At 56.0% G+C, this 23,754-nt stretch carries 29 protein-coding genes, 1 tRNA gene and 1 pseudogene; 19 read left to right on the forward strand and 12 right to left on the reverse strand.

The genetic code is table 11. The features are described 5' to 3' along the window. The first annotated feature begins 59 nt into the window (after positions 1-59). From rrp4 to NVIE_RS00155, 8 genes are read left to right on the forward strand one after another with little or no spacing between them, the layout of a single operon-like run. A complete protein-coding gene (rrp4, locus tag NVIE_RS00120) occupies positions 60-914 on the forward strand; it encodes an exosome complex RNA-binding protein Rrp4 (protein ID WP_084790522.1) in 855 nt (284 codons plus the stop codon). Further along, a complete protein-coding gene (rrp41, locus tag NVIE_RS00125; RefSeq protein ID WP_075053466.1) occupies positions 911-1,651 on the forward strand; it encodes an exosome complex exonuclease Rrp41 in 741 nt (246 codons plus the stop codon). Before rrp4 ends, rrp41 begins: the two co-directional genes overlap by 4 nt. Next, positions 1,648-2,472 carry an exosome complex protein Rrp42 gene (rrp42, locus tag NVIE_RS00130; protein ID WP_075053467.1) on the forward strand — a complete coding sequence of 275 codons (825 nt, stop codon included), beginning with the start codon at positions 1,648-1,650 and terminating at the stop codon, positions 2,470-2,472. Before rrp41 ends, rrp42 begins: the two co-directional genes overlap by 4 nt. Next, the gene (locus NVIE_RS00135; RefSeq protein WP_075053468.1) at positions 2,462-2,695 is read left to right on the forward strand and encodes an eL43 family ribosomal protein; all 234 of its coding nucleotides are present in this window, start codon (positions 2,462-2,464) and stop codon (positions 2,693-2,695) included. Before rrp42 ends, NVIE_RS00135 begins: the two co-directional genes overlap by 11 nt. Next, complete coding sequence (locus NVIE_RS00140; RefSeq protein WP_075053469.1) at positions 2,670-2,918, forward strand: KEOPS complex subunit Pcc1; 249 nt, start codon at positions 2,670-2,672, stop codon at positions 2,916-2,918. Before NVIE_RS00135 ends, NVIE_RS00140 begins: the two co-directional genes overlap by 26 nt. A gap of 40 nt (positions 2,919-2,958) precedes the next feature. Then, positions 2,959-3,351 (forward strand): prefoldin subunit beta, encoded by a 393-nt coding sequence (locus tag NVIE_RS00145; protein WP_075055896.1) that lies wholly within the window; start codon positions 2,959-2,961, stop codon positions 3,349-3,351. Between the two features lie 38 nt (positions 3,352-3,389). Continuing rightward, positions 3,390-4,115: an ERCC4 domain-containing protein gene (locus NVIE_RS00150; RefSeq protein ID WP_084790523.1), complete on the forward strand. Its 726-nt coding sequence runs from the start codon at positions 3,390-3,392 to the stop codon at positions 4,113-4,115. Positions 4,116-4,149: 34 nt separating this feature from the next. Beyond that, positions 4,150-4,920: a sulfurtransferase gene (locus NVIE_RS00155; protein ID WP_075053471.1), complete on the forward strand. Its 771-nt coding sequence runs from the start codon at positions 4,150-4,152 to the stop codon at positions 4,918-4,920. On the opposite strand, the gene NVIE_RS00160 is transcribed toward NVIE_RS00155, so the two are convergent. Beyond that, on the reverse strand, positions 4,913-5,416 hold the full coding sequence (locus tag NVIE_RS00160; protein WP_158435003.1) for an NOB1 family endonuclease: 504 nt from the start codon (positions 5,414-5,416) through the stop codon (positions 4,913-4,915). The genes NVIE_RS00155 and NVIE_RS00160 overlap by 8 nt on opposite strands. Continuing rightward, positions 5,406-6,227 (reverse strand): NAD(+)/NADH kinase, encoded by an 822-nt coding sequence (locus tag NVIE_RS00165; RefSeq protein ID WP_075053472.1) that lies wholly within the window; start codon positions 6,225-6,227, stop codon positions 5,406-5,408. Before NVIE_RS00165 ends, NVIE_RS00160 begins: the two co-directional genes overlap by 11 nt. 108 nt (positions 6,228-6,335) lie before the next feature. On the opposite strand from NVIE_RS00165, the gene NVIE_RS00170 reads away from it, so the two are divergent. The 5 genes from NVIE_RS00170 to NVIE_RS00190 all read left to right on the forward strand — a co-directional run bounded on the left by NVIE_RS00170 (position 6,336) and on the right by NVIE_RS00190 (position 9,535). Beyond that, the gene (locus NVIE_RS00170; protein WP_075053473.1) at positions 6,336-7,187 is read left to right on the forward strand and encodes a sulfurtransferase; all 852 of its coding nucleotides are present in this window, start codon (positions 6,336-6,338) and stop codon (positions 7,185-7,187) included. A gap of 38 nt (positions 7,188-7,225) precedes the next feature. Next, a complete protein-coding gene (locus NVIE_RS00175; RefSeq protein ID WP_227717409.1) occupies positions 7,226-7,543 on the forward strand; it encodes a hypothetical protein in 318 nt (105 codons plus the stop codon). 756 nt (positions 7,544-8,299) lie between these two features. Next, positions 8,300-8,611, forward strand: a complete 312-nt coding sequence (locus NVIE_RS16245; protein WP_075055899.1) for a 4Fe-4S dicluster domain-containing protein — start codon at positions 8,300-8,302, stop codon at positions 8,609-8,611. A gap of 46 nt (positions 8,612-8,657) precedes the next feature. Continuing rightward, positions 8,658-9,134 carry a phosphopantetheine adenylyltransferase gene (locus tag NVIE_RS00185; protein WP_227717410.1) on the forward strand — a complete coding sequence of 159 codons (477 nt, stop codon included), beginning with the start codon at positions 8,658-8,660 and terminating at the stop codon, positions 9,132-9,134. 62 nt (positions 9,135-9,196) lie between these two features. Next, entirely contained in the window at positions 9,197-9,535 is a 339-nt protein-coding gene (locus tag NVIE_RS00190) for a hypothetical protein (RefSeq protein ID WP_084790525.1), read from the forward strand. 5 nt (positions 9,536-9,540) lie between these two features. Here the strand turns inward: NVIE_RS00190 and NVIE_RS00195 are convergent, their stop codons facing one another. Both NVIE_RS00195 and NVIE_RS00200 read right to left on the reverse strand, forming a co-directional pair. Continuing rightward, complete coding sequence (locus NVIE_RS00195; protein WP_075053475.1) at positions 9,541-9,843, reverse strand: hypothetical protein; 303 nt, start codon at positions 9,841-9,843, stop codon at positions 9,541-9,543. Further along, positions 9,840-11,012 (reverse strand): tryptophan--tRNA ligase, encoded by a 1,173-nt coding sequence (locus NVIE_RS00200; protein ID WP_075053476.1) that lies wholly within the window; start codon positions 11,010-11,012, stop codon positions 9,840-9,842. Before NVIE_RS00200 ends, NVIE_RS00195 begins: the two co-directional genes overlap by 4 nt. 63 nt (positions 11,013-11,075) lie before the next feature. On the opposite strand from NVIE_RS00200, the gene pheS reads away from it, so the two are divergent. The 4 genes from pheS (at position 11,076) to sepF (ending at position 15,852) form a co-directional block, all read left to right on the forward strand. Then, entirely contained in the window at positions 11,076-12,569 is a 1,494-nt protein-coding gene (gene pheS / locus NVIE_RS00205; protein WP_075053477.1) for a phenylalanine--tRNA ligase subunit alpha, read from the forward strand. Then, complete coding sequence (gene pheT, locus NVIE_RS00210) at positions 12,557-14,224, forward strand: phenylalanine--tRNA ligase subunit beta (RefSeq protein ID WP_075053478.1); 1,668 nt, start codon at positions 12,557-12,559, stop codon at positions 14,222-14,224. The genes pheS and pheT overlap by 13 nt, the downstream gene beginning before the upstream one ends. A gap of 153 nt (positions 14,225-14,377) precedes the next feature. Continuing rightward, entirely contained in the window at positions 14,378-15,427 is a 1,050-nt protein-coding gene (locus NVIE_RS00215) for a DUF814 domain-containing protein (RefSeq protein WP_075053479.1), read from the forward strand. Positions 15,428-15,558: 131 nt separating this feature from the next. Next, a complete protein-coding gene (gene sepF / locus NVIE_RS00220) occupies positions 15,559-15,852 on the forward strand; it encodes a cell division protein SepF (protein WP_075053480.1) in 294 nt (97 codons plus the stop codon). Here the strand turns inward: sepF and NVIE_RS00225 are convergent. Further along, positions 15,844-17,730, reverse strand: coding sequence for a beta-CASP ribonuclease aCPSF1 (locus NVIE_RS00225; RefSeq protein ID WP_075053481.1), 1,887 nt, complete (start codon positions 17,728-17,730; stop codon positions 15,844-15,846). The genes sepF and NVIE_RS00225 overlap by 9 nt on opposite strands. 153 nt (positions 17,731-17,883) lie before the next feature. Between NVIE_RS00225 and NVIE_RS00230 the strand changes: the two genes are divergently transcribed. Both NVIE_RS00230 and NVIE_RS00235 read left to right on the forward strand, forming a co-directional pair. Beyond that, positions 17,884-18,201, forward strand: a complete 318-nt coding sequence (locus NVIE_RS00230) for a TRAM domain-containing protein (RefSeq protein ID WP_084790526.1) — start codon at positions 17,884-17,886, stop codon at positions 18,199-18,201. A 10-nt stretch (positions 18,202-18,211) separates the two neighbouring features. After that, complete coding sequence (locus tag NVIE_RS00235) at positions 18,212-19,285, forward strand: NAD(P)-dependent glycerol-1-phosphate dehydrogenase (RefSeq protein WP_227717411.1); 1,074 nt, start codon at positions 18,212-18,214, stop codon at positions 19,283-19,285. On the opposite strand, the gene NVIE_RS00240 is transcribed toward NVIE_RS00235, so the two are convergent. The 7 genes and pseudogenes from NVIE_RS00240 to NVIE_RS00270 all read right to left on the reverse strand — a co-directional run bounded on the left by NVIE_RS00240 (position 19,278) and on the right by NVIE_RS00270 (position 23,528). Beyond that, complete coding sequence (locus NVIE_RS00240; protein WP_158435004.1) at positions 19,278-19,760, reverse strand: SRPBCC family protein; 483 nt, start codon at positions 19,758-19,760, stop codon at positions 19,278-19,280. The genes NVIE_RS00235 and NVIE_RS00240 overlap by 8 nt on opposite strands. 9 nt (positions 19,761-19,769) lie before the next feature. Continuing rightward, positions 19,770-19,859, reverse strand: a tRNA-Cys gene (locus NVIE_RS00245). 33 nt (positions 19,860-19,892) lie between these two features. Next, positions 19,893-20,432: an endonuclease dU gene (locus NVIE_RS00250; RefSeq protein WP_227717412.1), complete on the reverse strand. Its 540-nt coding sequence runs from the start codon at positions 20,430-20,432 to the stop codon at positions 19,893-19,895. Between the two features lie 85 nt (positions 20,433-20,517). Next, on the reverse strand, positions 20,518-21,450 hold the full coding sequence (locus NVIE_RS00255) for an EF-Tu/IF-2/RF-3 family GTPase (RefSeq protein WP_174405418.1): 933 nt from the start codon (positions 21,448-21,450) through the stop codon (positions 20,518-20,520). Positions 21,451-21,578: 128 nt separating this feature from the next. Beyond that, positions 21,579-22,011, reverse strand: a pseudogene (locus tag NVIE_RS00260) (PKD domain-containing protein); the annotation flags it as partial. Then, entirely contained in the window at positions 21,989-22,282 is a 294-nt protein-coding gene (locus tag NVIE_RS00265; RefSeq protein ID WP_075053487.1) for a hypothetical protein, read from the reverse strand. The pseudogene NVIE_RS00260 and the gene NVIE_RS00265, both read right to left, overlap by 23 nt. Positions 22,283-22,385: 103 nt before the next feature. After that, positions 22,386-23,528 (reverse strand): multicopper oxidase domain-containing protein, encoded by a 1,143-nt coding sequence (locus tag NVIE_RS00270; RefSeq protein ID WP_084790530.1) that lies wholly within the window; start codon positions 23,526-23,528, stop codon positions 22,386-22,388. Between the last annotated feature and the right edge of the window lie 226 nt (positions 23,529-23,754).

The raw sequence follows: 23,754 nt of genomic DNA on the forward strand, positions 1-23,754 counted from the left end.
AATAATGGAATGGAACAGTCGTTTTGTGACGGGCTTTGCCCCGTGGTGAGTTATAGCGTATGAATGACGTGCGCAGAAGATACGTTATCCCCGGCGACAAGATAGTCGAGGGCAATTACAGGCCGATAATGAACGTTGTAAGGTCGGGAAACGCGCTCATTGCAACCCGCATTGGCATTGCAGAGGCGGGCCGCGACGGCGTCAAGGTGATACCGCTGTCCGGGGTGTACATCCCGCGCGTAAACGACCTCGTGATAGGCAAGATAGTGGACCACACCTCGCTTTCATGGGAGGTGGACATCAATTCATGCTTCTCGGCTAACCTTCCTGCATCCGACGTCTTTGGCAGGGACTTTTCGCCGGCAAGGGACGACATGACAAAGCACCTTGCGATAGGCGACATGATTACCGCAAGAGTCGCGGCCTTTGACAGGACGCGCGACCCTATGCTGACCCTGCAGGACCGCGACCTTGGCAAGATACCAAGGGGCGAACTGCTAAAGATATCGGCAACTAGGGTCCCGCGCCTGATAGGCAAGCGGGGCTCGATGATCCAGACGATAGAGCAGGCAACGCAGACGCGCGTGCTCATCGGCCAGAACGGCATCGTGGTCGTGACGGGAAGAAGCCCAGAAGGCATAGAGCAGGCGGTAAAGGCGATCAGGATGGTGGAAGACGAGGCCCACACGTCCAACCTGACGCAGAGGATCAAGGTCCTCCTTAACGTGCCGGACACGCCCGCAGCAGAAGTGCCGCCGGCAAGCAACGGCAGTAATGGCAGTGGTAATGGTGGGGCTGCTGCAGTACCGCAGGAAACAACAACCCGTGCGGATTCTTCTGCAAGTGGTGAGGCAACTACAGCAGCAGAAGGAGGAGGAGAAGAAGAGGGAATGGAGGTTGAAGATCAAAAATGACACAGACAAGAAATTTGATAGATGAAAACGGCAAGAGGACAGACGGGCGCACCATTGACGAGCTGCGCCCGGTCAAGATAGTCGTCGGCACCGTGAAAAACGCCGACGGCTCGGCTTACATCGAATTTGGCAAGAACAAGATTGTAGCGGCAGTGTACGGGCCAAGGGAGGTGCACCCGAAACACCTCGCGCAGCCCGACAGGTGCGTGCTGCGTTGCAGGTACCACATGTCGCCGTTCTCGACCGACACGCGCAAAAACCCTGCGCCTTCCAGAAGGGAAGTCGAGATTTCAAAGGTGATGCGCGAGGCGCTAGAGCCGGCGCTCATGCTTGAGGACTACCCTCGCGCAGCAATCGACGTGTTTGTCGAGGTGCTGCAGTCGGACGGCGGCTCCAGGTGCGCCGGCATCACGGCTGCGTCTGTTGCACTGGCAGACGCCGGCATCAACATGCGCGACATCGTCGCAGCGTGCGCCGCAGGCAAGGTCGACGAAAAAATAGTTCTTGACATCAACGACACCGAGGACAAGGAGGGCGGGGCAGACATGCCAGTCGCGTACATGCCGAGGCTCGGCCAGGTTACCCTGATGCAGCTTGACGGCAAGCTGACGCCGGAGCAGTTCAGCGAGTGCCTCGACAAGGCAATAACTGGCTGCAACATGGTCTACGAGATCCAGCGCCAGGCGCTGATGCAGAAGTACTTTGGCAACGAAACGGAGGTCAAGGAAGAACAATGAGCACATCAAAACGTTCCTCGATAATAGTGGAGCACCTGCGCAAGCAGCAGATGCTCGACTCGATGGCAAAGGGCAAGAGGATTGACGGCCGCGCGTTTGACGAGCAGAGGCCGCTTGAAATAGAGATAGACGTGATAAAGAAGGCCAACGGGTCAGCCCGCGTAAGGCTGGGCAACTCGGAGGTGATAGCAGGCGTCAAGGTGGAGACCGGCGAGCCGTTTGAGGGCCTTGAGAACAAGGGCGCCCTCATCGTGTCAGCCGAGGTCCTGCCGACCGCGTCGCCGCACGTCGAGCCAGGCCCTCCAGACGAGGAGGTCATAGAGCTTGCACGCGTAGTCGACAGGGGAGTGCGCGAGTCAGAGACCGTCGACCTCGAAAAGCTGGTGCTCGTAGAGGGCAAGATCGTATACACGATATTCGTGGACTGCAGCGTGCTAAACGCCGACGGCAACCTCTTTGACGCAACGTCGTACGCGACTGTCGCCGCGATACTCACGGCCAAGATACCCGTCCTTGAAATGCAGGAGGGCAAGGTGGTGGACACGGGCAAGACGATGCCGATGCCGGTGACTACGATCCCGATCTCTATCACGCAGGTCAGGATAGGCGACGCGATACTGGTCGACCCGACGGCAGAAGAAGAGGGCGCCATGGACGCAAGGATAACCATAACGACCTCGGACGAGGGATACTGCGCGCTGCAAAAGGGCTACACGGGCTCGTTCACGATAGAGCAGATAAAGAAGGCGGCCGAGACAGCAAGAATTAAAGGAGAGGAAGTCCGCGCCAAGATGAAGGAGATAACGAAGTATGGCACGTAAAAAGAGCTCGACAGCCTTGAAGGGCCAGGGCGTCAAGTTTGGAGCCACCGTCCGCAAGCGCTATGGCAAGGTGTACCGCACGCTCCACAAGAAGCGCCGCTGCCCGTCCTGCGGGTCGCTGAGGTTTGGCCGCGTCGCCTCCGGCATCTGGGAATGCCCCAAGTGCAGCTTCAAGATAGCGTCGGGCGCGTACGACATTGACCTCGAAAGCCTGCAAAGCTGAAATAAGAATCCGGGTCAAGGGGCCATCGAAGGCAGGGCCGATTTATTCCGCGCTGGCTCCAGACCTGAAAAAGCTGGAAGGAAAAAACGAAAGGCTGGAATTGCAGGTTTCCGGCTCCCGCCTCACCTTTTCTATCGAGACAGACGACCTTGCTTCTCTGCGCGCAAACGTCAACTCGTATCTGCGTCTGGTCGACGCGGCTCATCGGTGCCTAACGCTATGATTTTATGTTGGTGTGCTTTACGTTTTTCTCGAACAACAAAATGAGCGAACAGGAACTTCCACCGTGGCTTAGGGAGCAAGTATCACGCTTACAACAGCTGCAGCAGAACCTGCAGGCGATAATGATGCAAAAGCAGCAGCTGGAAGTCGAGGCGGTGGAGACAGACCGTGCCCTTGACGAGCTGAAAAAGGCCGGGCCGGAAGACGCCGTCTACAAGGCCGCCGGCTCTGTGATGGTCAAGGCGAAAAAAGACGACGTGGTAAAGGAGCTTGAGGAAAAGAAAGAGCTGTCCGCCACCCGCGTCAAGGTCCTCGAAAAGCAGGAAGGGCGCGTCAAGGACAACCTCAAGGAAGTCGAGGCCAAGATAAACGAGATGATACGCGGCGGTGGCCCCGGGGCCGCAAGCGCGGGTCCAAAGCCAAAGGCAGAGTAAAAGAAAAAATATAGCCAAGAAAGGCGCTCTGCATTTTCGTGCCGGCACGCATTGTGGTTGACGAGAGGGAGCGCCCAAGCGGCATCCCTGACATCCTGCGCAGGTCCGGCGTGGTTGTCGACTTTGCACAGCTAATAGTCGGCGACTATATCGTTTCCCCGGACACTGCCGTCGAGCGCAAGACCGTGCACGATCTAATTCATTCAATATATGATGGCCGGCTGTACGTCCAGTGCGCGCAGCTTGTGAAGCACTACCAAAAGCCCATCGTGATAATTCAGGGCGACCTCACAAAACTTGCAGAAATCCCTGAAGACATTGAGGAGGAAAAGAAGAAAAAGATGGCCGAGCGCCTGCCGCTTGCCTTTGACGCGCTTGCGACCGTGGCGATGGAATTCCGAATACCTGTGTTGCATGCGCCAGATGCCGAGCACACTGCAGTCCTCCTTGGCACGCTTGCCGCAAAGGGCCTGCAGAACGGCGGGATAGCGTCCGGCCCGCTCTTGAAAAAGATCCGCAAGGAAAACCCTGTTTATTTGCAGCAGCTGTACGTTCTTTCGTCTGTTCCGGGAGTGGGGGACAAGCTTGCCGCAAGGATGCTTGAAAAGTTCAAGACGCCCCAGCGCGCGCTAAACGCGTCGGCGGCAGAGCTTGCGACAATCCCGGGCTTTGGCCTTGCCCGCGCCCAGCGCCTGCGCAAGATCCTCGACTCTGCGGCAAAGACGGACAGCGTGATACAAAAGACGCTTTTTGAAGGCCAATGAATTATAAAATCAGGATGCAAATCCTGCCCCATATATGGCGCTAACCGTCGAAAGCAAGTGGCTTGCAGCCAACCTTGACAATCCAGACGTGGTGATACTTGACACGCGGGGCCAGATGCCCTACCGCTTTGGCCACATCAAAAACGCCCTTCCTCTCGGGATAGAGATGGTGATAACGGTCGCGCCAAACGGCGCCAACCTCGTAATAGAGGGCGCGCAGGCAGAAAAGGTGTTTGGCAGCTACGGCATTGACGGTTCAAAAAAAGTGGTGGTGTACGGCGAGCAGGACGACCCGGCCGTTGCAAGGGTCGCCTGGAGCATAATGTACCACGGCCACCCCGATGTCGCGCTCTTGGACACTGGCTTTTCGGTGTGGAAGCACCTTGGCCTGCCAGTCACGAGGGACGCGGCTCAACCCCGGCCGGCGCAGTTTACGTCAAAGCCAAACCCTGAGATAAGGATAGACGCCGAGGCCATCAAGGCAAGGGCAGGCGACCCTTCGTTTGTCGTGGTGGACGCAAGGACCCCGCAGGAGCACATGCAGGCAAGGATACCAAACTCCGTCCTGCACGACTGGGAGCAGGGAGTCGGCGCAAACGGCGCGGCATTTCTCTCGCCGGAAGAACTGAAAAAAGAGTTTGAAAGCAAGGGCATAACGCCGGACAAGGAAGTGGTGTGCTACTGCCATTCGGGCGTGCGGGCATCGCACAAGTACATGCAGTTCCGCCTTGCCGGCTATGACAAGGTCAGGCTGTACGACGGCTCGATAATCGACTGGGCGATGCGCAGAAACCCTATCAGGTAGTAGTAACTTTTTTGTACCTTCTCTTCAGCCTGTTGCCGCACAGCGGGCATTCTTGCTTTTCGGGCGAAAATGCCCTGCCGCAGGCGCTGCAGTAGGCAATGTATCTCCTTGTCTCCCTGATCCCCTTGCCCGATGATGCAACCACTCTAACTCCGAGCGTCGCGGCGACGTTTGCAACCGCATAGTCGTCCGACGCAAGCATGGCCTTGCGCTCAAGCGCAAGCGCAAGTATCGAAACATCGGCTGCAGAAAGTTTTGCCACGTCGCCTGTCTTTTTTGCGGCTGCGGAAACTGCGTCGATACTTTTTCTGCCCGGGTCAAGCACCTGTAGGTTTCCTGCGTGCACCAGCGCGTCAAGAGCCGCCGCCTTGACGTGCTTTATTTCGTCAAAAACGGCGCTTGTGGTCACGCACCTTGTTGCGCCGGACAGAAACACAATTCCTGCATAGAACGCGCTTGCGTCCAATGCTAGCTTTTCTTCTTCTTTAGAACCCAAGTTTTGCAAGCTGCCTCATGCCCTTCTTGTTAAGGCGCAGAAACCGCACGTCGTGCGGGTACCGCGCAATCCTTACCTCCTGCCCTGCCTTTATGATATAGTTCTCCTGCCCGTCAATCACAAGGTGCGACTTTAGGCTGCACTTCACAACAATTTCCTCCACAGGGATCACAAGCTGCGGCATCTTGTTTACGGGGGCTATCGGGCTCAGGATCAGGCAGCTCATGCCCTCGTGCAGGACCGGCCCGCCGATTGAAAGGTTGTGGCCAGTCGAGCCCGTGGGCGTCGAAATGACGATGCCGTCCATCCTGTGGCTTTTCTCGTCTCCCATCAGCTTTATCGATATGGTGGGCGTGCGGGAAAGGTCTGCCCTTGTTATCAGTATCTCGTTGAGCGCCGGCGGAAACGCCGTCTTGCCTGAAAACGCCTGTATCCTTATCCTTGAATCGTAAAAGCCCCTGCCGTCAAGTATGCCGCTGATCGCGCTCTGCATGTTGTCCGTGTCGACCTCGGAGAGTATGCCCCTGTGGCCGCCGACGTTTATGGAAAGAAGTGGCACGTCGCCGGGGATCGTGCGAAACGCCTTCAGCGTGGTGCCGTCCCCGCCTATCGCAAACACCAGGTCCGCCCTTCCCTTCACGTCGGCAGGCTCGATGGTGTCAATGCCGCTTATCCTGAGCGGCGAAATCGCATAGGCGGCGACGCCCTTTGAATCAAGCATCGCTGCTATCTTTTCAGCAGCCGCCTTGGCTTCGGCGTTTTTCCTCTTTGTTATTATGGCCACAGCGCGGACCTTGGCCGTCTTTGCCATCTCTGCTTTTATTGCTATTCTGGCATCTTAAAATGCGTTTTGCGCATAATCCGCGTAGCTACGTACCTTCCAAAGATTTTAAGTAAGTGTGAAAGACACATCTCTCTCATGGCAAGTTACTCTCATCCAGAGGTTCTCACAGAGACCGACTGGGTTGCAAGCAACCTGAAGAACCAAAGTGTCAAGATACTTGAAGTCGACTATGACCCGGAAAACGCCTACAGGCAGGGCCATGTGCCGGGCGCGCACCTTGTCTGGTGGAAGCGCGACATCAACGACCCTGTCAGGCGCGACATCATAAGCAAGCAGCAATTTGAAGCGTTGATGAGCAGGGTCGGCGCGACTCCCGACACGGAACTTGTGCTGTACGGCGATTTCAACAACTGGTTTGCGGCATTTGCGTTCTGGGTGTTCCAGTACTACGGCCACAAAAAGGTCAAGATAATGAACGGCGGCAGGAAAAAGTGGGAGCTTGAAAAGCGCGAGTACACGAAGGACGAGCCGCCAGCTGAATCGAGCAAGTACGTCGCAAACCCTGCCGACGAGGGAGTGCGCGCCTTCATGCCCGACGTCAGGCGAGCCTTGGAAAGGGCCCAGGAGGTAGTCCTTGTCGATGTCCGGTCGCCAAAAGAGTTCACGGGCGAGATAACAGCTCCGCCAGAGTACCCGATGGAGCACGCCCAGCGCGGAGGCCACATCCCTGGCGCAAAGAACATCCCGTGGGCGCAGGCAGTCAAGGACGCTGACGGCACCTTCAAGAGCGCGGAAGAGCTGAAGGCGCTGTACGAGGGCAAGGGCGTGACGCCGGACAAGGAAGTTGTGTGCTACTGCAGGATAGGCGAACGCTCGTCGCACAGCTGGTTCGTGCTAAAGTACTTGCTTGGCTACCCGTCTGTCCGCAACTACGACGGCTCGTGGACGGAATGGGGCAACATGATAGGCAATCCGATAGAGAAATAAGCCCTTTCCTTCCCCCTTTTATTGTTAGATATAAGAATATGCAGCAGATAGACCCTTCCGACATGGTAAAGCGCGGGCGCTTCTACTTTATCTATGACAGGCCGCCGCATTTCGTGATGGAGGACAAGACCAAGAGGGGCCTTGAGGTGCGCGAGCGCGCCTTGGACGAAAAGCACGGCGTGGAAGCCGAGAGGGGCACGATATACGACATGGACGGAATCGGCCACAAGGTAGGGATACGCTGGTACTTTCCAAAGGCACAGTACACGCTTGAGCAGGTCGTCGCAAGGGCAGAGGATATGGAAAAGCGCTACAAGGCAATCCGGGAGATGACCTGCCCGGACGACGAAGACTAACTAGGGAAAAAGAAAAACGAAATGCTTTTAGAGCATATAAAAGCCTAGGTACCGCAACACAAAATGTCTGCTCTGCTCAAGGATCGAGTATGGACTATGCTGTCAGAGACTGCCAAGAGGGGCGTTTACCCGCTCCACGGCAGCAAGCTAGGTATTTACAGGATTCCGGTCGAGGTAACCGACAAGGCCGACATCGCCGGCATACAGAACGACCTGCGCCCTGCCGGCTTTACCATGCAGACCCACGCAGACAGGATCTACGTCACCTACAAGTGGACAGAAAAGGGCGTCGACCCGGTGACCGGGGAGGATCTTTCGGCGGACCTGAACATTACCGTTGAAATTGTCACGGGCGAGGTCGTCGACCTCATTTACCAGATAAGGCAGATAGAGTACTTTGGCGACCCCTACTGGATCAAGAACTACCGCTCTACCGCTGACAGGAACGCCAAGATGGTGATTGACACTATAATACGCAATACCAAGATAGGCGACAAGATGATCGCCCAGTACCAGAAGGCAGAAAAGCTGACGCTGGAGCAGGCGATAAAAAAACTTGAAGAGCTCACGCCGCTTGCCAAGAACCCCAAGGTCAGGAGCGCAACTGCGCCTCCGCCACAGGCAACAGCGTCGGCGGCACCAAAGCCGGCAGCAACTCCTGCGATGGCCGCGCCGCAGGCGCCGGCAGCAGGCGGTGGCGACACCACGGTATCGCTTACAGGCTCTGGCACCGGCCATTCAAAGGTGGAAGGGCCAATCGATGTCAAGTTCAAGGAAAAGAGGCAGCAGGTGGGCAAGTATCAGGGAATAGCCGTGTGGGGCCCGCTAGACGCCCCCGGGCAACTGGGCATCTGGGGCACAAACGTCTGCGTAGATTTCGACATATGCGTGGCTGACGGCGCATGCATCGAAGCCTGTCCTGTCAACGTGTACGAGTGGCTTGAAACGCCGGGCCACCCGGCTTCAGAGAAAAAGGCGTTCATGGCAAGGGAAAAAGACTGCATCTTTTGCCTTGCGTGCGAGAACGTCTGTCCCCCGCAGGCGATAAAGATATTCCAAAAGAGCTAGTCGGCCGGCGGCGCGTTAATATTTTTATTTACAGAGACACGTACGCTTGGCGTTGAAAAGATTCCGCGTTGTTGCAACGGGCGGGACGTTTGACGAGATCCACGCGGGGCACATTGCGCTCCTGTCCAAGGCGTTTGAGGTCGGCGAAAAAGTCATAATCGGAGTCACAAGCGACGAGTTTGTAAAGGGCAGGAAAAAGATAAACCACGATTTTTCCCGGCGCGTCTCTAGCCTGAAAGAGATGATAAGAAAAGAGTTTGGCGACAACGTCAGCTACGAGATTGCGAAGCTGGACAGCGAGTTTGGCCCTGCGGTCACGACGGGCGACGTGGGCGCGCTCGTGGCAAGCGCCGAGACGCAGGAAAAAGGCACAAGGCTCAACGAGATAAGGAAGAAAAACGGCCTTGCGCCGGCGCAGGTAATCGCCGTCCCCCTCATCAAGGCAGAAGACGGAAAACCGATATCGTCTACCCGCATACGCGCAGGCGAGATTGACAGGAATGGCAGGTTGTTAAAAGCCTGACAGGGCAGGCTCAAACTTGTTTGATTACCGGGATTTTATCTGCATGCGGCACAGGATATAGCGTGTCACAGGAACCTCCGATAGAATATGCGGCAAGCAAGATAAACAGCACGGTCAAGAACCTGCGCGAAGGGCTCGACCCGGACGTGCTTGCCTACTGGTTCAAGCGCATCGAAGACAAGTCAAAAGAACTGGTACCAGAGCACCTGAAGGACAAGGTGCACTTTGAGCAGGACAGGATATTGTGGATGAAGTTCAAGATGGACGTGTCAAAGAGGGCGGTGCCGACCGTGATGCAGGTTATCGAGGAATACATACCGATGATGCCCTACTCGACCGGCCTGTATTTCAGAAAGATACAGGAAATACTGACAGAGGAAATGAACAAGGACCTGCGCTAGTCCTGCTAGTCCTCTTCTCCTTCTTCTTTTATTTTTATTTCCGCGACCGCGCCTTCAAAGTCGCTGGAGAGAATGGCCGCTTTTCCTTTTGCGACGTCGCGCAGCAACGCCTCAAGTCTTGTGACGTTTTCCTTGTCTCTCATGAGTACCGCGTGCGAGGATTTGTCCTTTAGTTTTATCACTATTTCATTCCCGATAACCGCTGTGATGCCATCGACATAGACTGTGCCGTCTTTTTGCACGGACACCAGGCCGGCAAGCTTCTCTGCCTCGTACCGGTCGTCGCAGGCGAATTTCAAGTGCTTCATGGCTCTATCGGCTTTTCGTCGTACATGAATTTTGCCACGACGTCTTTTGCTTTTTCGCGCCTCTTCTTGAACTCGACCACGAAAGGCTTGGCGCCCTTTGCCAGATCGGCCTTGCACTCGCCGCACAGCAAGTTGCCGCTCTTGCATTTGAGCATCCTTTCGTCGGACTGCTTTTCCGTGTCAAAAAAGTAGCGCAGGTACCAGAACACCGGGCACCCTAGCGCGTTTGCGCCCAGCTGGCGCTGGAGTGCAACCGTGGGCTGGCCTCCCGTAAACGCAGACGACACCTTCTTTTCGACGACCTCCGGCTCGTCTGTCGTGAAAATTGCCGTCTCTGGCCTGGACGACGACATCTTGCCCATCATGCCAAGGCCGGGCAGGAACTTGCTGTGCACCTGGGCAGGCTTGTAGTAGCCCATCCTGTCGGCAACGTCGCGGGTCATGCGCCAGTACGGGTCTTGATCGATGGCTGCAGGGATGAGCACCGGCGTATTCTTGCCCTCGATGATTGAGGGAAGGAAGCACGGCGCCGCCTGTATCGGCGGAAAGCCAATCATGCCGATGTTCGTGGAATTGGTAAAGCCAAAGACCGCCTTGGCTGTCGAAAACGTGATGCGCTTGGCAATCTCTGTCGCTATCGGGTACAGGTGCTCGATGTGCTTTGTGTCGACGATTATCCTTGTCTTTTTCGGGTCAAAGCCGATGGCGATGATGTCAAGTATGTTTTCGTACGTGTAGCGTCTTGTCTCTTCTCGCGTCCTGTCCTGCCCGTAGAGGAACTTTTCGTCGTCTGTCAGTTGAAAGAGCAGTTTTGCGTCAAACTTGTCCTGCAGGTATTTCGTGAACATCCACGGCATCAGGTGGCCCATGTGGACCATGCCTGACGGGCCCCTGCCCGTGTACAGATAGAAATTCTCGCCCTTTTCCTTTTTGTCAAGCACCCAGTCAAAGTCGCGGTGCGAGAAAAAGTAGCCCAGCTTTAACATTGGATGTATTTCGCCGGTCATGCTCTTGACTTTCTGCAAGAGCTCTTGGGTTATCGGCTGCGTGCCGAATTTCTCGATGAGCCGGCCATAGTCGACCTCGCCTTCAACCTCCCACGGGGTGACTGTAAAGTCGTTGTTGTTGCTGCTCTTTTCTGCTGCTCCGTCGTCCGCGGGCAAAGACATACGATGATCAAAAAGACACCGCGCTAACGTTTAAAAACTCTTCCCACCTGACAACCCTGAACAATGAGTAGCGACGCTGCGGCGCTCCACCCGATTGAACGGGCGATACTAAAGGTGCTTTCCGGTGGGCAAGAAATGTCGACTGAAAAACTTGCCGAGGCCGCGTCGCTTTCAATCGACCAGGCAAGGCGCGGAGTCGAGTGGCTAAAGTTCAAGAACCTTGTCTCGGTAAGCGAGCTTTCGACTTTTACAGTTTCACTTGACGCGGCAGGGACGAGGGCTGCACAGTCGGGCCTGCCGGAAAGAAGGCTTGTCCGGGCCATCAAGGAAGGCAAGACGACTATGGCAGACGTCCTGACGTCGGGCGCGCTCAAGGGCGAGGAGGTGAACGCGGCCGTGTCAGGCGCAAGGCGCAACCAGTGGATCCAGTTTGCAGAAGGCAACAGGATGTCCGCAACAGAAGCCGCAGAAGCCCAGTCGGCAGAAGAAGTATTGCTTTTGCGCCTGCAGTCAGGAGGAAGCGTCGATTCTTCTGCGTTGTCAGAGCAGGAAAAAAAGGGCCTGGACCTCTTGAAAAAGCGCCCCAATTACATCACAGCCAAGGAGCAGAAGGAGACGCGCGTTTCAATCACGGAGTCAGGCAGGGCTCTCTTGCCGGCCATCGAAAACGAAAAAGCACTAGAGCGCAGGCTGACTTCGGAACTCATCACTTCAGGAAAATGGAAAGGTGTAGAGTTCAGCGCGCTCGATGTTGAAGCGCCTGCGCCGGCAGTGTACCCGGGAAGGAGCCACCCGCTTGTCGACATCATCGAAGAGGTAAAAGAGATCTTTGTCGGCCTCGGCTTTTCAGAGATAGACGGCCCGATGGTTCAATCAGGATTCTGGAACTTTGACGCGCTCTTTACGCCGCAGGACCACCCTGCAAGGGAAATGCAGGACACGTTCTATATTTCCGGCGAGAGGCAGGCAATCCCTGCAGGAAAGGAACAGATTGCAAAAGTGTCAGGCGTACACAAGTCAGGGTGGGGCGGCTGGAAGCCAGAGGAGGCCGAGCGCGTGGTGCTCCGTACCCATACCACGCCAGTCACGCTCCAGCACCTTGCAAAGAAAAAGCCAGAGGTTGCGCGGTTCTTTTCAGTTGGCAGGGTGTTCCGAAACGAAAAGGTGTCGTACAAGCACCTTGTCGAGTTCCACCAGGTGGAAGGTGTCGCTACGGCGCCAAAGGCGTCGCTTCGCGACCTCATGGGACTGCAAAAAGAGTTCTATGCAAGGATGGGCATAAAGAAGGTCAAGTTCTGGCCGACGTTCTTTCCCTACACCGAGCCGTCGCTCCAGAGCATGGTCTACAACGACAGGCTGCAAAAATGGGTCGAGCTGTTTGGCATGGGGATATTCAGGCCGGAAGTGACAAGGCCGCTTGGAATCAAAAATCCGGTGCTTGCGTGGGGCGGCGGCCTTGAGAGGATCGCGATGCTGCGCTTTGGACTGGACGACGTGCGCGACCTTTACACCAACAGGGTTTCGTGGCTCAGGAGCGTGCCAAGATGCCAGTTGTAAACGTCACGCTTGACAGGTTGAAAAAATTCCTGCCCGGCGTCAAGGTAGAAAAGGCACTCGACATGCTGCCGTTTGTCGGCCTCGACATCGAAGGCATTGACGGCAACGTCGTAAGGGTGGAGTACAACCCTAACAGGCCCGATTTTTCGTCAGACTATGGGATTGCAAGGGCGCTTGCAGGACTTGTCGACAAGGAGGCAGGGATGCCCAAATTCAGGCTGTCAGGCAAGAGTGGCCTTGTAGTCAAGGTAGACAGGTCGGTCAAGAAGGTCAGGCCGTTTGTAGTAGCGCTTGTCGCAAAAAACGGCAGGCTGGACGATGAGACGATAAAGCAGTTGATAGCGATGCAGGAAGACCTGCACAACGGAGTCGGCAGGCGCAGGAAAAAGGCGTCGATAGGCATGCACAACCTTGACGCGATAAAGTTCCCGGTGAAATACACTACCGCAAATGGTGACTATGCCTTCGTGCCACTTGGAGGCTCAAAAGAGCAGACTGTTGAGCAGATACTGCAAGAAACAGAGACAGGCAGGGCGTATGGACACTTGCTTTTCGGCACTGAGAAATATCCAGTCATAGTCGACAGCGCAGGGACGACGCTTTCGCTTCCGCCAATCATCAACGGCGAAGCGACCAAGGTGGACGAAAGATGCAGAAACCTGTTTGTCGAGGTTACTGCCACCGACAAAAAGGCTGCCGACGACACGCTTGCAGTGATCGCAGTCACGCTCTTTGACGCAGGATTCCAGATAAAGACTGTCACGATAGCTGATGATAACAAGAAGACAGAGACGCCGGATGCTGCAACAAGGAAAATGTCTGTCGATGCAGGGTACATAAACGACATCCTCGGCATGAACCTGACTGCAAAAGAGATTGCAGAGTGCCTGAAAAAAAGCAGGCTGGACGCCAAGGCGACTGGAAATAGCAAGATAATAACATGCACGGTCCCGCGCTACAGGACCGACATCACCCACGAAATAGACCTTGCAGAGGAAGTCGCAATAGGCTACGGCGTCTACAGGATGGAGCCGAATTTCCCCGTGTCGCCGACATCGGGCCAGCGCTCGGCGCTTTCGTCGTACTTTGCCGCCATCAGGCAGGCGATGACCGGCCTTGGCATGCTTGAATCGCTCAACTTTTCGCTCACAAGCAGGGAAGTTCAGTATTCGCTTTGCGGAAGGCCGGAAAACAAGGACGATGTTCTTGCGGTTGATGGCACAAAGAGCATAGAGCACGAGGTGCTGAGAAGTTCGCTCGTCCCGTCGCTCTTGCAGTCGCTTTCCCGGAACGTGCACGAGGAATACCCGCAGCGTCTGTTTGAGATAGGCAAGACCTTCCACAGGCAGGACGCCGGCGGCAAGATAGCCGAGAGATGGCAGGCCGCCGCAGTCGTTGCGCACGGCGAGGCCGGCTATACCGAGATAAAATCGGCCATGCAGGCGCTCTTTTTGTCAGGGTTTGGCATGTCTGCAGCTACAAAGGCGTCTAGCGACCCGCTGTACATCAAGGGCAGGTGCGCCAGGGTGATGACAGCGTCCGGCAAGGATGTCGGCACCATAGGCGAAATCACGCCGCTTGCAATCGACAACTTTAATCTGCGCGTGCCCGTGGCGGCGTTTGAGATAGACCTGTCCGCACTTTTGTCGCTCTAAGAAAGCCACAAATACCTACGCGTGCCCATTCTATTGTACACCCCGTTTAAAGAGCACGCAGAGGAGTCAAACGGCTAACCCATGAGCGCGTGTGAGTCAGAGACGGGGCACACACCTTTTTATAACGAAACTGGCCACATCTGGCCATACAAAATGTCGCAGCAGGACTCCCAGAAAAACGATGCCGCCGAGAAAAAAAAGCCAAAGGCAGTAGCGCTCCTTTCAGGAGGGCTTGACAGCAGCCTCGCAGTGAGGATGATGCTGGAGCAGGGAGTCGACGTCGAGGCGGTGGCGATAAAGACGCCGTTCTGCGACTTTGACTGCGGCAAGGGCTGCGGCCACAGGGTAAAGGAGGTGGCCGACGAGCTTGGCGTGAAACTAAAGACGGTGTATTTTGGCGAGGACTACCTCCGCATGCTCAAAAAACCCAAGCACGGCTACGGCTCTGGCATGAACCCGTGCATCGACTGCAGGGAAATGATGTATGGCGCGGCCAAGGAGCACATGGAAAAGACCGGCGCCGACTTTGTAGTCACGGGCGAAGTGCTGTTCCAGCGCCCCATGAGCCAAAATAATAGAGCATTGCACATCATTGAAAATGAGACGGGCCTTGAGGGCAAGGTGCTGAGGCCGCTGTCGGCAAAGCACCTCCCGCCGACAGACGCCGAGAAGGAGGGCCTGATAAAGCGCGAGAACATGGGCGACATCAAGGGCAGGTCCAGAAAGGGCCAGCTGGCCCTTGCCAAGCACTTTGGCGTGCAAGAGCCGCCAAACGCCGCCGGCGGCTGCCTGCTAACCGACCCTGCGTTTTCAAAGCGCGTCGAGGACGCAATGGAGCACGCAGACGACATCCCTTCGATAAACGATATTGAGCTTTTAAAGGTCGGGCGCCACTTCCGCCTGACGCCAGCAGAAAAGCTGGTAGTCGGCAGGAACAAGGACGAAAACGAGGTCATAAAGGCGCTCGTCGAGGACACCGACGTCGTCCTGGAAGCCAGGGACCACGTCGGCCCGACCTGCATACTGCGCGGAAAAAGCCATGACAAAGCCACTATCGCAAAAGCTGCCGGAATCGTCCTGCGCTACTCTGACGCTCCGAAGGATGAAGCATCCAAGATCAAAATAACGATAGCAGGCAAAGAAGAGCAAGAGCTCGAAGTGGTGCCGGCAGGCGTCCCCGAGACCGATGCCCTGCGCATCTAGCCCCATTTTTTGTCCTGAATCGGGCAGAACCCTGTCTTTCCCGCATCCGAAGTTAAAATCAACAATCCGGTGAACGACTTTTGACCAACTAGACTATTGAGAGCGAGCTCGAATTTTTCTCTGCAACTCAAGTGACGGACAGGCCAACCACTACTCAAAAGGCGCCAGTCTACCTTAAAGCGCTGACCCTACGAGACGTCTCAGACGCCCAGGGAGTGAAGGAGGACATCAAAAAGCACATGATAGTCATCCTTAGAGTGACCCCCCTTGCGCAAAAGGACGTCGAGGAGCTGCGCAAGGTGGTAGAAGAACTGTACTCCTATGCGCAGTCGGTCGGAGGCGACATTGCAAGGCTGGGCGAGGAGCGCATCGTCATAACACCCCCTGGCGTCAAGATATGGCGGGGCGCGTACGACCTAAAGTAGCTTTACCGCTTCCTGCACTAGCGGGTGCTGCGTCTGTATCTTGAATATCTTGTTTATCTGGCTTGCCAGGTTCTGCGCCTTGGGCCTCTCGCCGTGGTTTACAAGCACCCTGCGGAGCTTGGGCCGGAGCCTGCTGACGTAGGCCATCAGCTGGTTGTAGTCGCTGTGGCTTGCAAAGCCGTCGATGCGGTCCACCTCGCAGCGCACGTTTACAGTTTCGCCGTTTACGGTCACCTGGCGGCTGCCGTCAAGCAAAAGCCTGCCGGGTGTGTCTAGCGCCTGGTACGACACCAGTATCACCTTGCTCGTCTGGTCGGAGGCGATCTGCTTCAGGTAGCCCGCCGACGGCCCGCCGGCAAGCATTGACGACGGCGCAAGTATCACCGCCGGCTCGCCCTGCTTTGTCTCAAACGACTCGACCGTCGAAAACTGCGAGCCAAAGAAGGGGCTCTCCTCAGACTCGCTTATGCGCGGACGGAGGTCGCGTGACAGGAACTCTGGGTAAGCCTCGTGGATGGCAGTGGCGTCAGAGATTATCTTTTCAACCAGCACCGGCACGTTTGTTATCCTGCTTGCCCTGCTCAGGAGGTCCAGCGTGAGCAACAGCTCCTGCGCGATTCCTGCCGCCGGGACCGGTATCAGCACGCGCCCGCCGGCGTGCGCGGCAGACGTTATCATTCGGGCGAGGTTTGCCTCGGCCTCTTCGCGTGGGCACAGTACGTCCTCCTTGCCCCCGTACGTGCTTTCGATTATCATCGTCTCGACGCGTGGAAAGTTCCAGTAGGCGTTGTCAAGCGCAAGCGTCTTGCCAAACTTCATGTCGCCGGTGTAGACCAGGTTGTGGTCGCCGTTTCCGATGTGCAGGTGCGCCGAGACGGAGCCGAGCATGTGGCCCGAGTTTGACAATACGAGTTTGATGTCAGGAGAGATGTCCGTCACGATGCCGTGCGTGAGCGGTATCGTGTGCACGAGGGCGCGCTCGATGTCCCTTTCCGAGTAGAGCGGGGCTTTCGTCCTCCGGACATAGTCCTGCTGCAGAATCTCCATAAGAAGCATCGTCGGCTCGGTGCAGTAGACCGGCCCGGCGTAGCCGTACTTGAAGAGCGCGGGGACAAAGCCTGCATGGTCCATGTGCGCGTGGCTCAGCACGACTGCGTCGATCTCGTCCATGCCGATGCCGGCGACGTCAAACCTCGGAAGGGCCAAAAGCGAGTCGCGGGCGCTCTCGTTTATGCCGCAGTCAAGCAGTATCTTGCTCTCCTGCGTCGCAAGCAGCATGCACGACCTACCAATTTCGGCAAAGCCGCCGAGCGTCATCAGGCTTGCTTCCGCTTCTCCGATCAGCTTGTCGCGGAATATCTTGTCGCCCACTTCTCTGTAGAACCGGGTGCGCTCGGCGACCGTCTCGCCCATCAATCTGTAAATATTTTCAATCGCGGCCATGCTGCGTGGAGCCTTTCTGATCCTGACGCGCCAGCCCGTCTTTTCTGCAAGGTCGATGTTGTCAAAGTCCTCTCCGGTCTGCGCAAGCATCCAGGGCTTTTTGGCAAACACGACAGCCTCGCCAAGCACCGGATCGAAGAACGTGCCGGCGACTCCCACCTCCGCGGGTATCGATCTTGATATTATCTCCGCGGACTGGGCCTGCGGCTTGCGTATAGACTCGTCGGTGCGCACCACGATGCGCTTTTTTATCGTGTTGACCATGTTGGAGACGACCTGGCTGTTCTGCATCAGGTACGCCGGGTTCCTTGAGTAAAGGGCAATTTTTGGCCCCTCGTACTCTATCTTTGTGAGCGCGGCCTCTTGCGGCAGACTCTGCAGTATCACTGCCATTATGTTCTGGCTGCCCTGTTCGCTTTGTGGCCTACGCTGCATTAACGCAATCTCACTAATTCATCATGCGCGAGCATCAAAAAAGACGCCGGCTGAATGTATGTGTGCTGCTGGTAGTGCACCGCCCGTATTAAATATTTGGCCAAAGTTGAAATATCTATATCAACCTGCCATACCCTACAGGCGACACATCGATTGGAAGGCACCAGCAGTTCCTCCTCTGGCTCCCGCGGCCCAAGGCGCTTTGGAGGCCCCCGGCCGTTCCGGCTTGCGCCTGTGAGCGTCGGCCAGGAATACGACGTGACGATAGAGTCGATGAGCAGGAGGGGCGACAGCGGGGTCGCCAAGATTCAGGGACTGGTGGTGTTTGTGGCAGGCGCCAGGGTGGGCGATTCAGTGAGGATAAGGATAACCAAGGTGGGAAGCGGCTTTGCGACCGCGGAAATCGCAGACAGCATCGAGTCGCTTTCCCCGGACGCCGAGACCGAGACCTCGGCCGACAGCGACGAGTGAGCATGCGAACATGGTAGTAGCGTCCCCCCCTTCCCACCTCATGGAACTGCCAAGGAAGATACTGATAGGCGAGCGCGTGATAGCAGAGGTGGGCCCGTTTGTCAGGTCGCTGGACATGTCTGCAAGGAGCGTCGCGGTCATCACCGGCAGGGTGGTCAAAGAGCGCGCAGGCGTGTCGTGCAATTCGTCGCTTGAAGACGCCATGCTAAAGACAAAGTGGCACGTGGTGTCAGACGCTTCTATGGACACCGTCAACAAGCTGCATGACAAGATAAGGGACGACAGGCCGGATTTCGTGATAGGCTTTGGCGGCGGGAGGTCGGTGGACGTTGCGAAGATGACTGCCTACCGGCTGTCAAGGCCGTTTCTGAGCGTGCCGACCTCGGCGTCCCACGACGGCATATCAAGCCCGTTTGTCTCTGTGAGGGGAATAGACAAGCCGCACTCTATAAAGGCCAACACGCCGATAGGCGTCCTTGCCGACACGCACCTCCTGTCGCAGGCGCCTCCGCGCCTTTTGGCCGGCGGCTGCGGCGACCTTGTAGCCAAGATAACGGCAGTAAAAGACTGGGAGCTAGCAAGGGACGAAAGGGGCGAGTACTTTGGAAGTTACGCGGCAAACCTGGCGTACATGAGCGCCCAGATAATACTGGAAGAGTCTGAAAAATTGAAAAAGAACGAGCGGCTCGGCGTCAGGACGGTCGTCGAGGCGCTCATAAGCGCAGGAGTGGCAGCGTGCATCGCAGGAAGCAGCCGGCCCTGCTCGGGCGCGGAGCACCTGTTCAGCCACGCGCTGGAATACGTCGCAGGAGGAGCAGAGTGCGGCCTGCACGGCGAGCGCGTCGGCATCGGCACGATAATGATGGCCAGGCTGCACGGCCTTGACTGGGAAAACGTCAGGAACACGCTTGAAGACATGGGCGCGCCCACAAAGGCAAAGCAGATCGGGCTCACGGAGGACAACGTGGTGCAGGCCCTTGTCAGGGCGCAGTCGCTCCGCCCCGACCGCTACACGATACTGAGCAAGGTAAAGATGGACAAGAAAAAGGCCCGCGAGCTTGCCGCGGCCACAAAGGTCATCTAAGAGCTTTAATCGTCGCGTCCTTTCTGTGCGCAAATATTTTTGCCAGCTGCTTTTCGGCATAGCCTTCGAGCATCTTGCCAAGCGGGCCGTATTGCAGCTCGTACTCGATCTCGTCAATAACCTTGGTACCGCTGCCGGCCTTCTCGAACGAATGCGTGTGCTTCCACACCCGGAACCGGCCTTCCAGCATCTCGTCCACGTACACGTAGGGCTGCAGGCGCGTTATTCTAGAGTGCCACCTGCTTTTCACCACCAGGTTTCCCTCCAGCCACACCTCCGTCCCCTCTGCAAGTTGCCTGCCAGTGGTGCACCTTACCACCTTCAGGCCCATTTCAGGAGGCGTGATGATTTCAAGGTGGCCGATGTCGGTGTAAAAGGCCCACACCCTGTCAATAGGGGCGTCGACCGCAAAGGCGTGGGAAAACCTGCGCAACAGCGATAGGAAATCGGCAAAGCAATTTGACTTTTGTGCCAAGAGAAAAGAAGGTGGGGAGGGGATTCGAACCCCTATAAATTCGCTGGCTGCACTTGTGCAGTTCTGCAGGCGAACGCATGGCCGCTCTGCCACCCCACCGCTTGGCAATCATTCATTCTTGGCGGTTGTAATTTAAAGCATTAGGGCAGATTTTGCAGCAAGTTTTGCCACCCTTACAGGCTCGGGAACGGCGCCCTGCAGCGTAAACGCGTCAAGAAGAGACACGGCGCGCTTTTGCGTAATGCCCCAGCACCGTATGTACAGCGGCTTGCCAGTCTTGAGCGCCACCCGCTCCCGCTCCCCAATCCTCCGGTACTGCTCCACCTTTTCCTCCCACCCTTGCGGAAAATGATGCCTGATCGCCCCTTCAAGACCCTTCGAGTCCTCAAACGTTATCGCGATCACCGGCATGCCCGTGTCCTGCGAGACCTGGCACCCGTCGACGATGTTGTACATGCTGATTACAAGGCCGTCAAGCAGTATGCAGTTGACGTCGTCGCGCCCAAGCGACCTGTACATGGAGACAATCGCGCCGGTGGCGTCGTCGCCCCCAATGGTCGCCCGTCCAAACGCCATGCCGTCCACTACAAGGTCGCGGCGCATGACCACGCCTGCAAGGACCGAGCTCTTGGCGGTCTTTCTGAAACTCTCGGCTACTGCAAAGACGCGCACGCCCTTTTTCTCGGAATGTACCCTGCGATGGTTGATGATGGCAGTAATGCGGCGCGCCTGTCGATAAGCGTTTTTGCTACTACTGCTACTGGAATACGCCCTTGCCTATTATCCTCGTGGTCTGGCTGTCCGGCTTTAGGAGCACGCACGCCTGCCCCGGCAGGTACACCATCGGCTTTTCGGGCGTTATCTCCAGCATGTCGCTGCCAGCGGCCTGCTTGACCTTTACCGGCCGTATCTGCATCCCCGCAGACAGCATGTACATCTGGTTGTCTGCAAGCTCGCCCTTGAAGAACGGGCTTTTCTGGAATTTCGCAGCCACCGGGCCGGACGCCACCTTGACAGTTCCCGGAGCGCATATCACGTCTCCCCGCGAGATGTCGCCTGCGGAAGGGCCCTTTACTGCAAGGCCCACCCGCGCCGGGCTTGACGAATTCTCTACGGGGTCGTCGTGCATCTGTATCGACTTTACAAGAACGTTCTTGCCAGAGGGCTGGAGCGTAAGCTCGTCGTACGCCTTGACACTTCCCTGCCTCACCACTCCAAGGACTACCGTTCCAACGCCCTTGACGTCAAACGCGTGGTCTACGGGTATCATCACCGGCCCTTCCTTCCCCTTTGGCGCAAGCTTTGTCATTTCCTGTTTCAGCTGGTCGATGCTGTCGACAAACTGGTAGTTTGCAAGCGACGTGCCTTTCAGCAGCGCCTTTAGTTTTTCCCGGTCGACCTCGTACGAGTGCAGGACAAAGCCGTCCTTTATGCCAGAGTAGTCAAGCGCAAGAACCTGCTCGCCAAGGAACCTGTCAAGTTTTGACACGTTCAGTATCGCGTATTCCGCGATGTTGACTGCCTGCATGAGGGGCTGGACCTTGTCAGGAAATGTAATCGGGACCGTCCAGGTGTAGACAATGTCCGCCGTCTTGCGGTCGTATATCGTGATGTCAGTGGACGTGCCCTTTTTGCCAAGCTCGCCTGCGATTGCAGGGTCGCCGAGCACGACAAAGTTGACGCTGTTCAATATACCGCTGTTTTCAGTTCTGCCAGTATAATGCTTTGCGGTCAGCTAGTAATCAAGCAAGTGATCCTGCCGGGTAAAGTTGGCGTCCGGAGGATAGACGTCGACCGTGTTCGATATGTCCACCACAGTCCCGGCGGCGTCTGTCACCACCAGCGTGACCGTGTAGCTTCCCTCCTTTGTGTAAACGTGCGTCGCGTTCTGCAGCTGCGAGACCCCGCCGTCGCCAAAGTTCCACGTGTACCGGTAAGGCTCGACCCCGTCTCTGGCGACGCCGACAAACGGCGCCTCTTCGCCCACCCTGATCTTGAAAAAGTTGTCCGCATTCACGCGAAACGTCTTTGGCTTTTCTCCGGGGAGCTTCAGCGTGACCGTGTACAGCACCACAAGCGCTATTGCGACTGCGCCGATTATGCCAAAAACAAGGGCACTGTTCTTGCTCACGGAAGGCAAACGATGAACGCAGCTCAGATCGAATTTATAAAGATAAGCCTTCTTCTTTTTGTGCGCACTATTTCGACCAGCAATCAAAAGTTGCAGATTAGCCGGGAATGCCAACTTCATCCATCGTGAACACAAAGCGCGACCCCGCGTACGTGTCCTCGGTGCCTTCTCGCTGCCAGTTCACCTTGTACTCCTTTGTCACCTGCTTGCCGATTATCTTTATCGTGGTCGGCAGGTCTGCAAACAATTTCTCCACCTTTTCAGGGTTCTTGGTCATAAGGACCGACCTGCGCCTCTTCATCAGGTATTTCACGGCGACGTTTCGGTGCACGTGCCCCTCCACCGGTATCTGCTCCTTGCCGGTGTCAATGGTAAACTGGCGCTTGGCCATCAGAAACTAGAATCGAAGGAATCAGTAGAAAAGTTTTGTGGTTTTTATAGAAAAAGAAAAGAGAGGGATGGAGGCTTGTGTGCCTTCCATCACCCTATTGGCTCTAACCAGAGGTGGTGTTGCCACCGGAGGTTGCATTGTTGCCAGCCGAGCCACCCATCATGGAGCCGCCCATCTCGGCATGCTCATTCAGCCATGCCTTTGATGGCACCCACGCCTCTGGCGGCACGTCGTCTGCGGTAGAGTTGTTTGTGGCAAGGACCGCAAACGCTCCGCCCCTTAAGACATGGGCCATGTTGTGGTCAACACCCACATAGAGGCCTTCTTCGGGGAATACAGATTCAATCACCGAAGCAGAGCCCACCGGGATCCACCAGGTTTCTTCGTTCCTGACAGGAGCCATGTTCCTCGTCTTGAATGAGCCATCCCTTACGTCAATCTGGCCCGAGATGAAGTGGAACGAAACTCCCTCGTTCGGTCCTGGAGCCAGTATGTACCATCTTGTAAGTTCACCAGGCTTTACCTGGAAGACAGTGGCGTTGGCGTTCAGGTCGAGCTTGACTGATTGGCCGATGGCCGGGACGTACCTGTGTGCCATGCCGTTGGTCAGGATGAGGTCAGGCTGCTCTGTTGCAAACTTCATAATGTCAAAAGAGCCTGTGCCGTTTGCCCCAACGAATAGACCGCCGTCTGCGCTGTTGTAGATTTCACCGAATGCTACATAGAACTCCTTTGCTGGAGCCTCGTTGGTCGGGTGGACTACGAATGCACCGTACATGCCGTTTGCAATGTGCTCCCATACGCCGTTGAGTGCATCAGCACCGCAGTGGTACATGAATGCACCAGAGTTGGGTGTGTTGAAGGTCCAGGTCTTGGACTCTCCTGCGGCAATGTTGCCAGAGAGCACCTGGCTTGGGCCAATGGCTGCGTGGAAGTCGATGCTGTGGATCTGCTTGCCTTCATTCTTCAAGGTGATTTCCACGGTATCGCCTGCGTTTGAGGCCATGACGGGACCAGGAATGGTGCCGTTGAAGACCATTGCGTTGTACTTTATTCCGCCCGGATGCAGAGCGTTATCAGGGGCCACCTGAACCTCCATCTCGTTTGCGATCAAGGTATAGTGTCTAGTGACACCAGTCGGGGCAGCCTGTGCAGCTGAAAGTGGGAATCCATTGAAAAGTGGACTGAAAATTAGTCCCACTACCAGAACACCGGCAGCCAACCCTGCAATGATTGCCTTGTTCATTGCCTACCGATAATCAACGTGATCTATATAAGACTTGTCGAAAGTGCGTTTGCTTTTGAATACAATACTTGCATATGTACTCGAGATACTTTTGTTATCTTGTAGAATCTACATATTAACACAAATATTCACTGTTATGATCTAATAGTTATTTTTTCTATATGCCACTATATGGATACACAATGATAATGTAGCAGATACTAGTACAATTATATGATATTATTCA

It is taken from the genome of Nitrososphaera viennensis EN76 (assembly GCF_000698785.1).
Taxonomy (GTDB): domain Archaea; phylum Thermoproteota; class Nitrososphaeria; order Nitrososphaerales; family Nitrososphaeraceae; genus Nitrososphaera; species Nitrososphaera viennensis.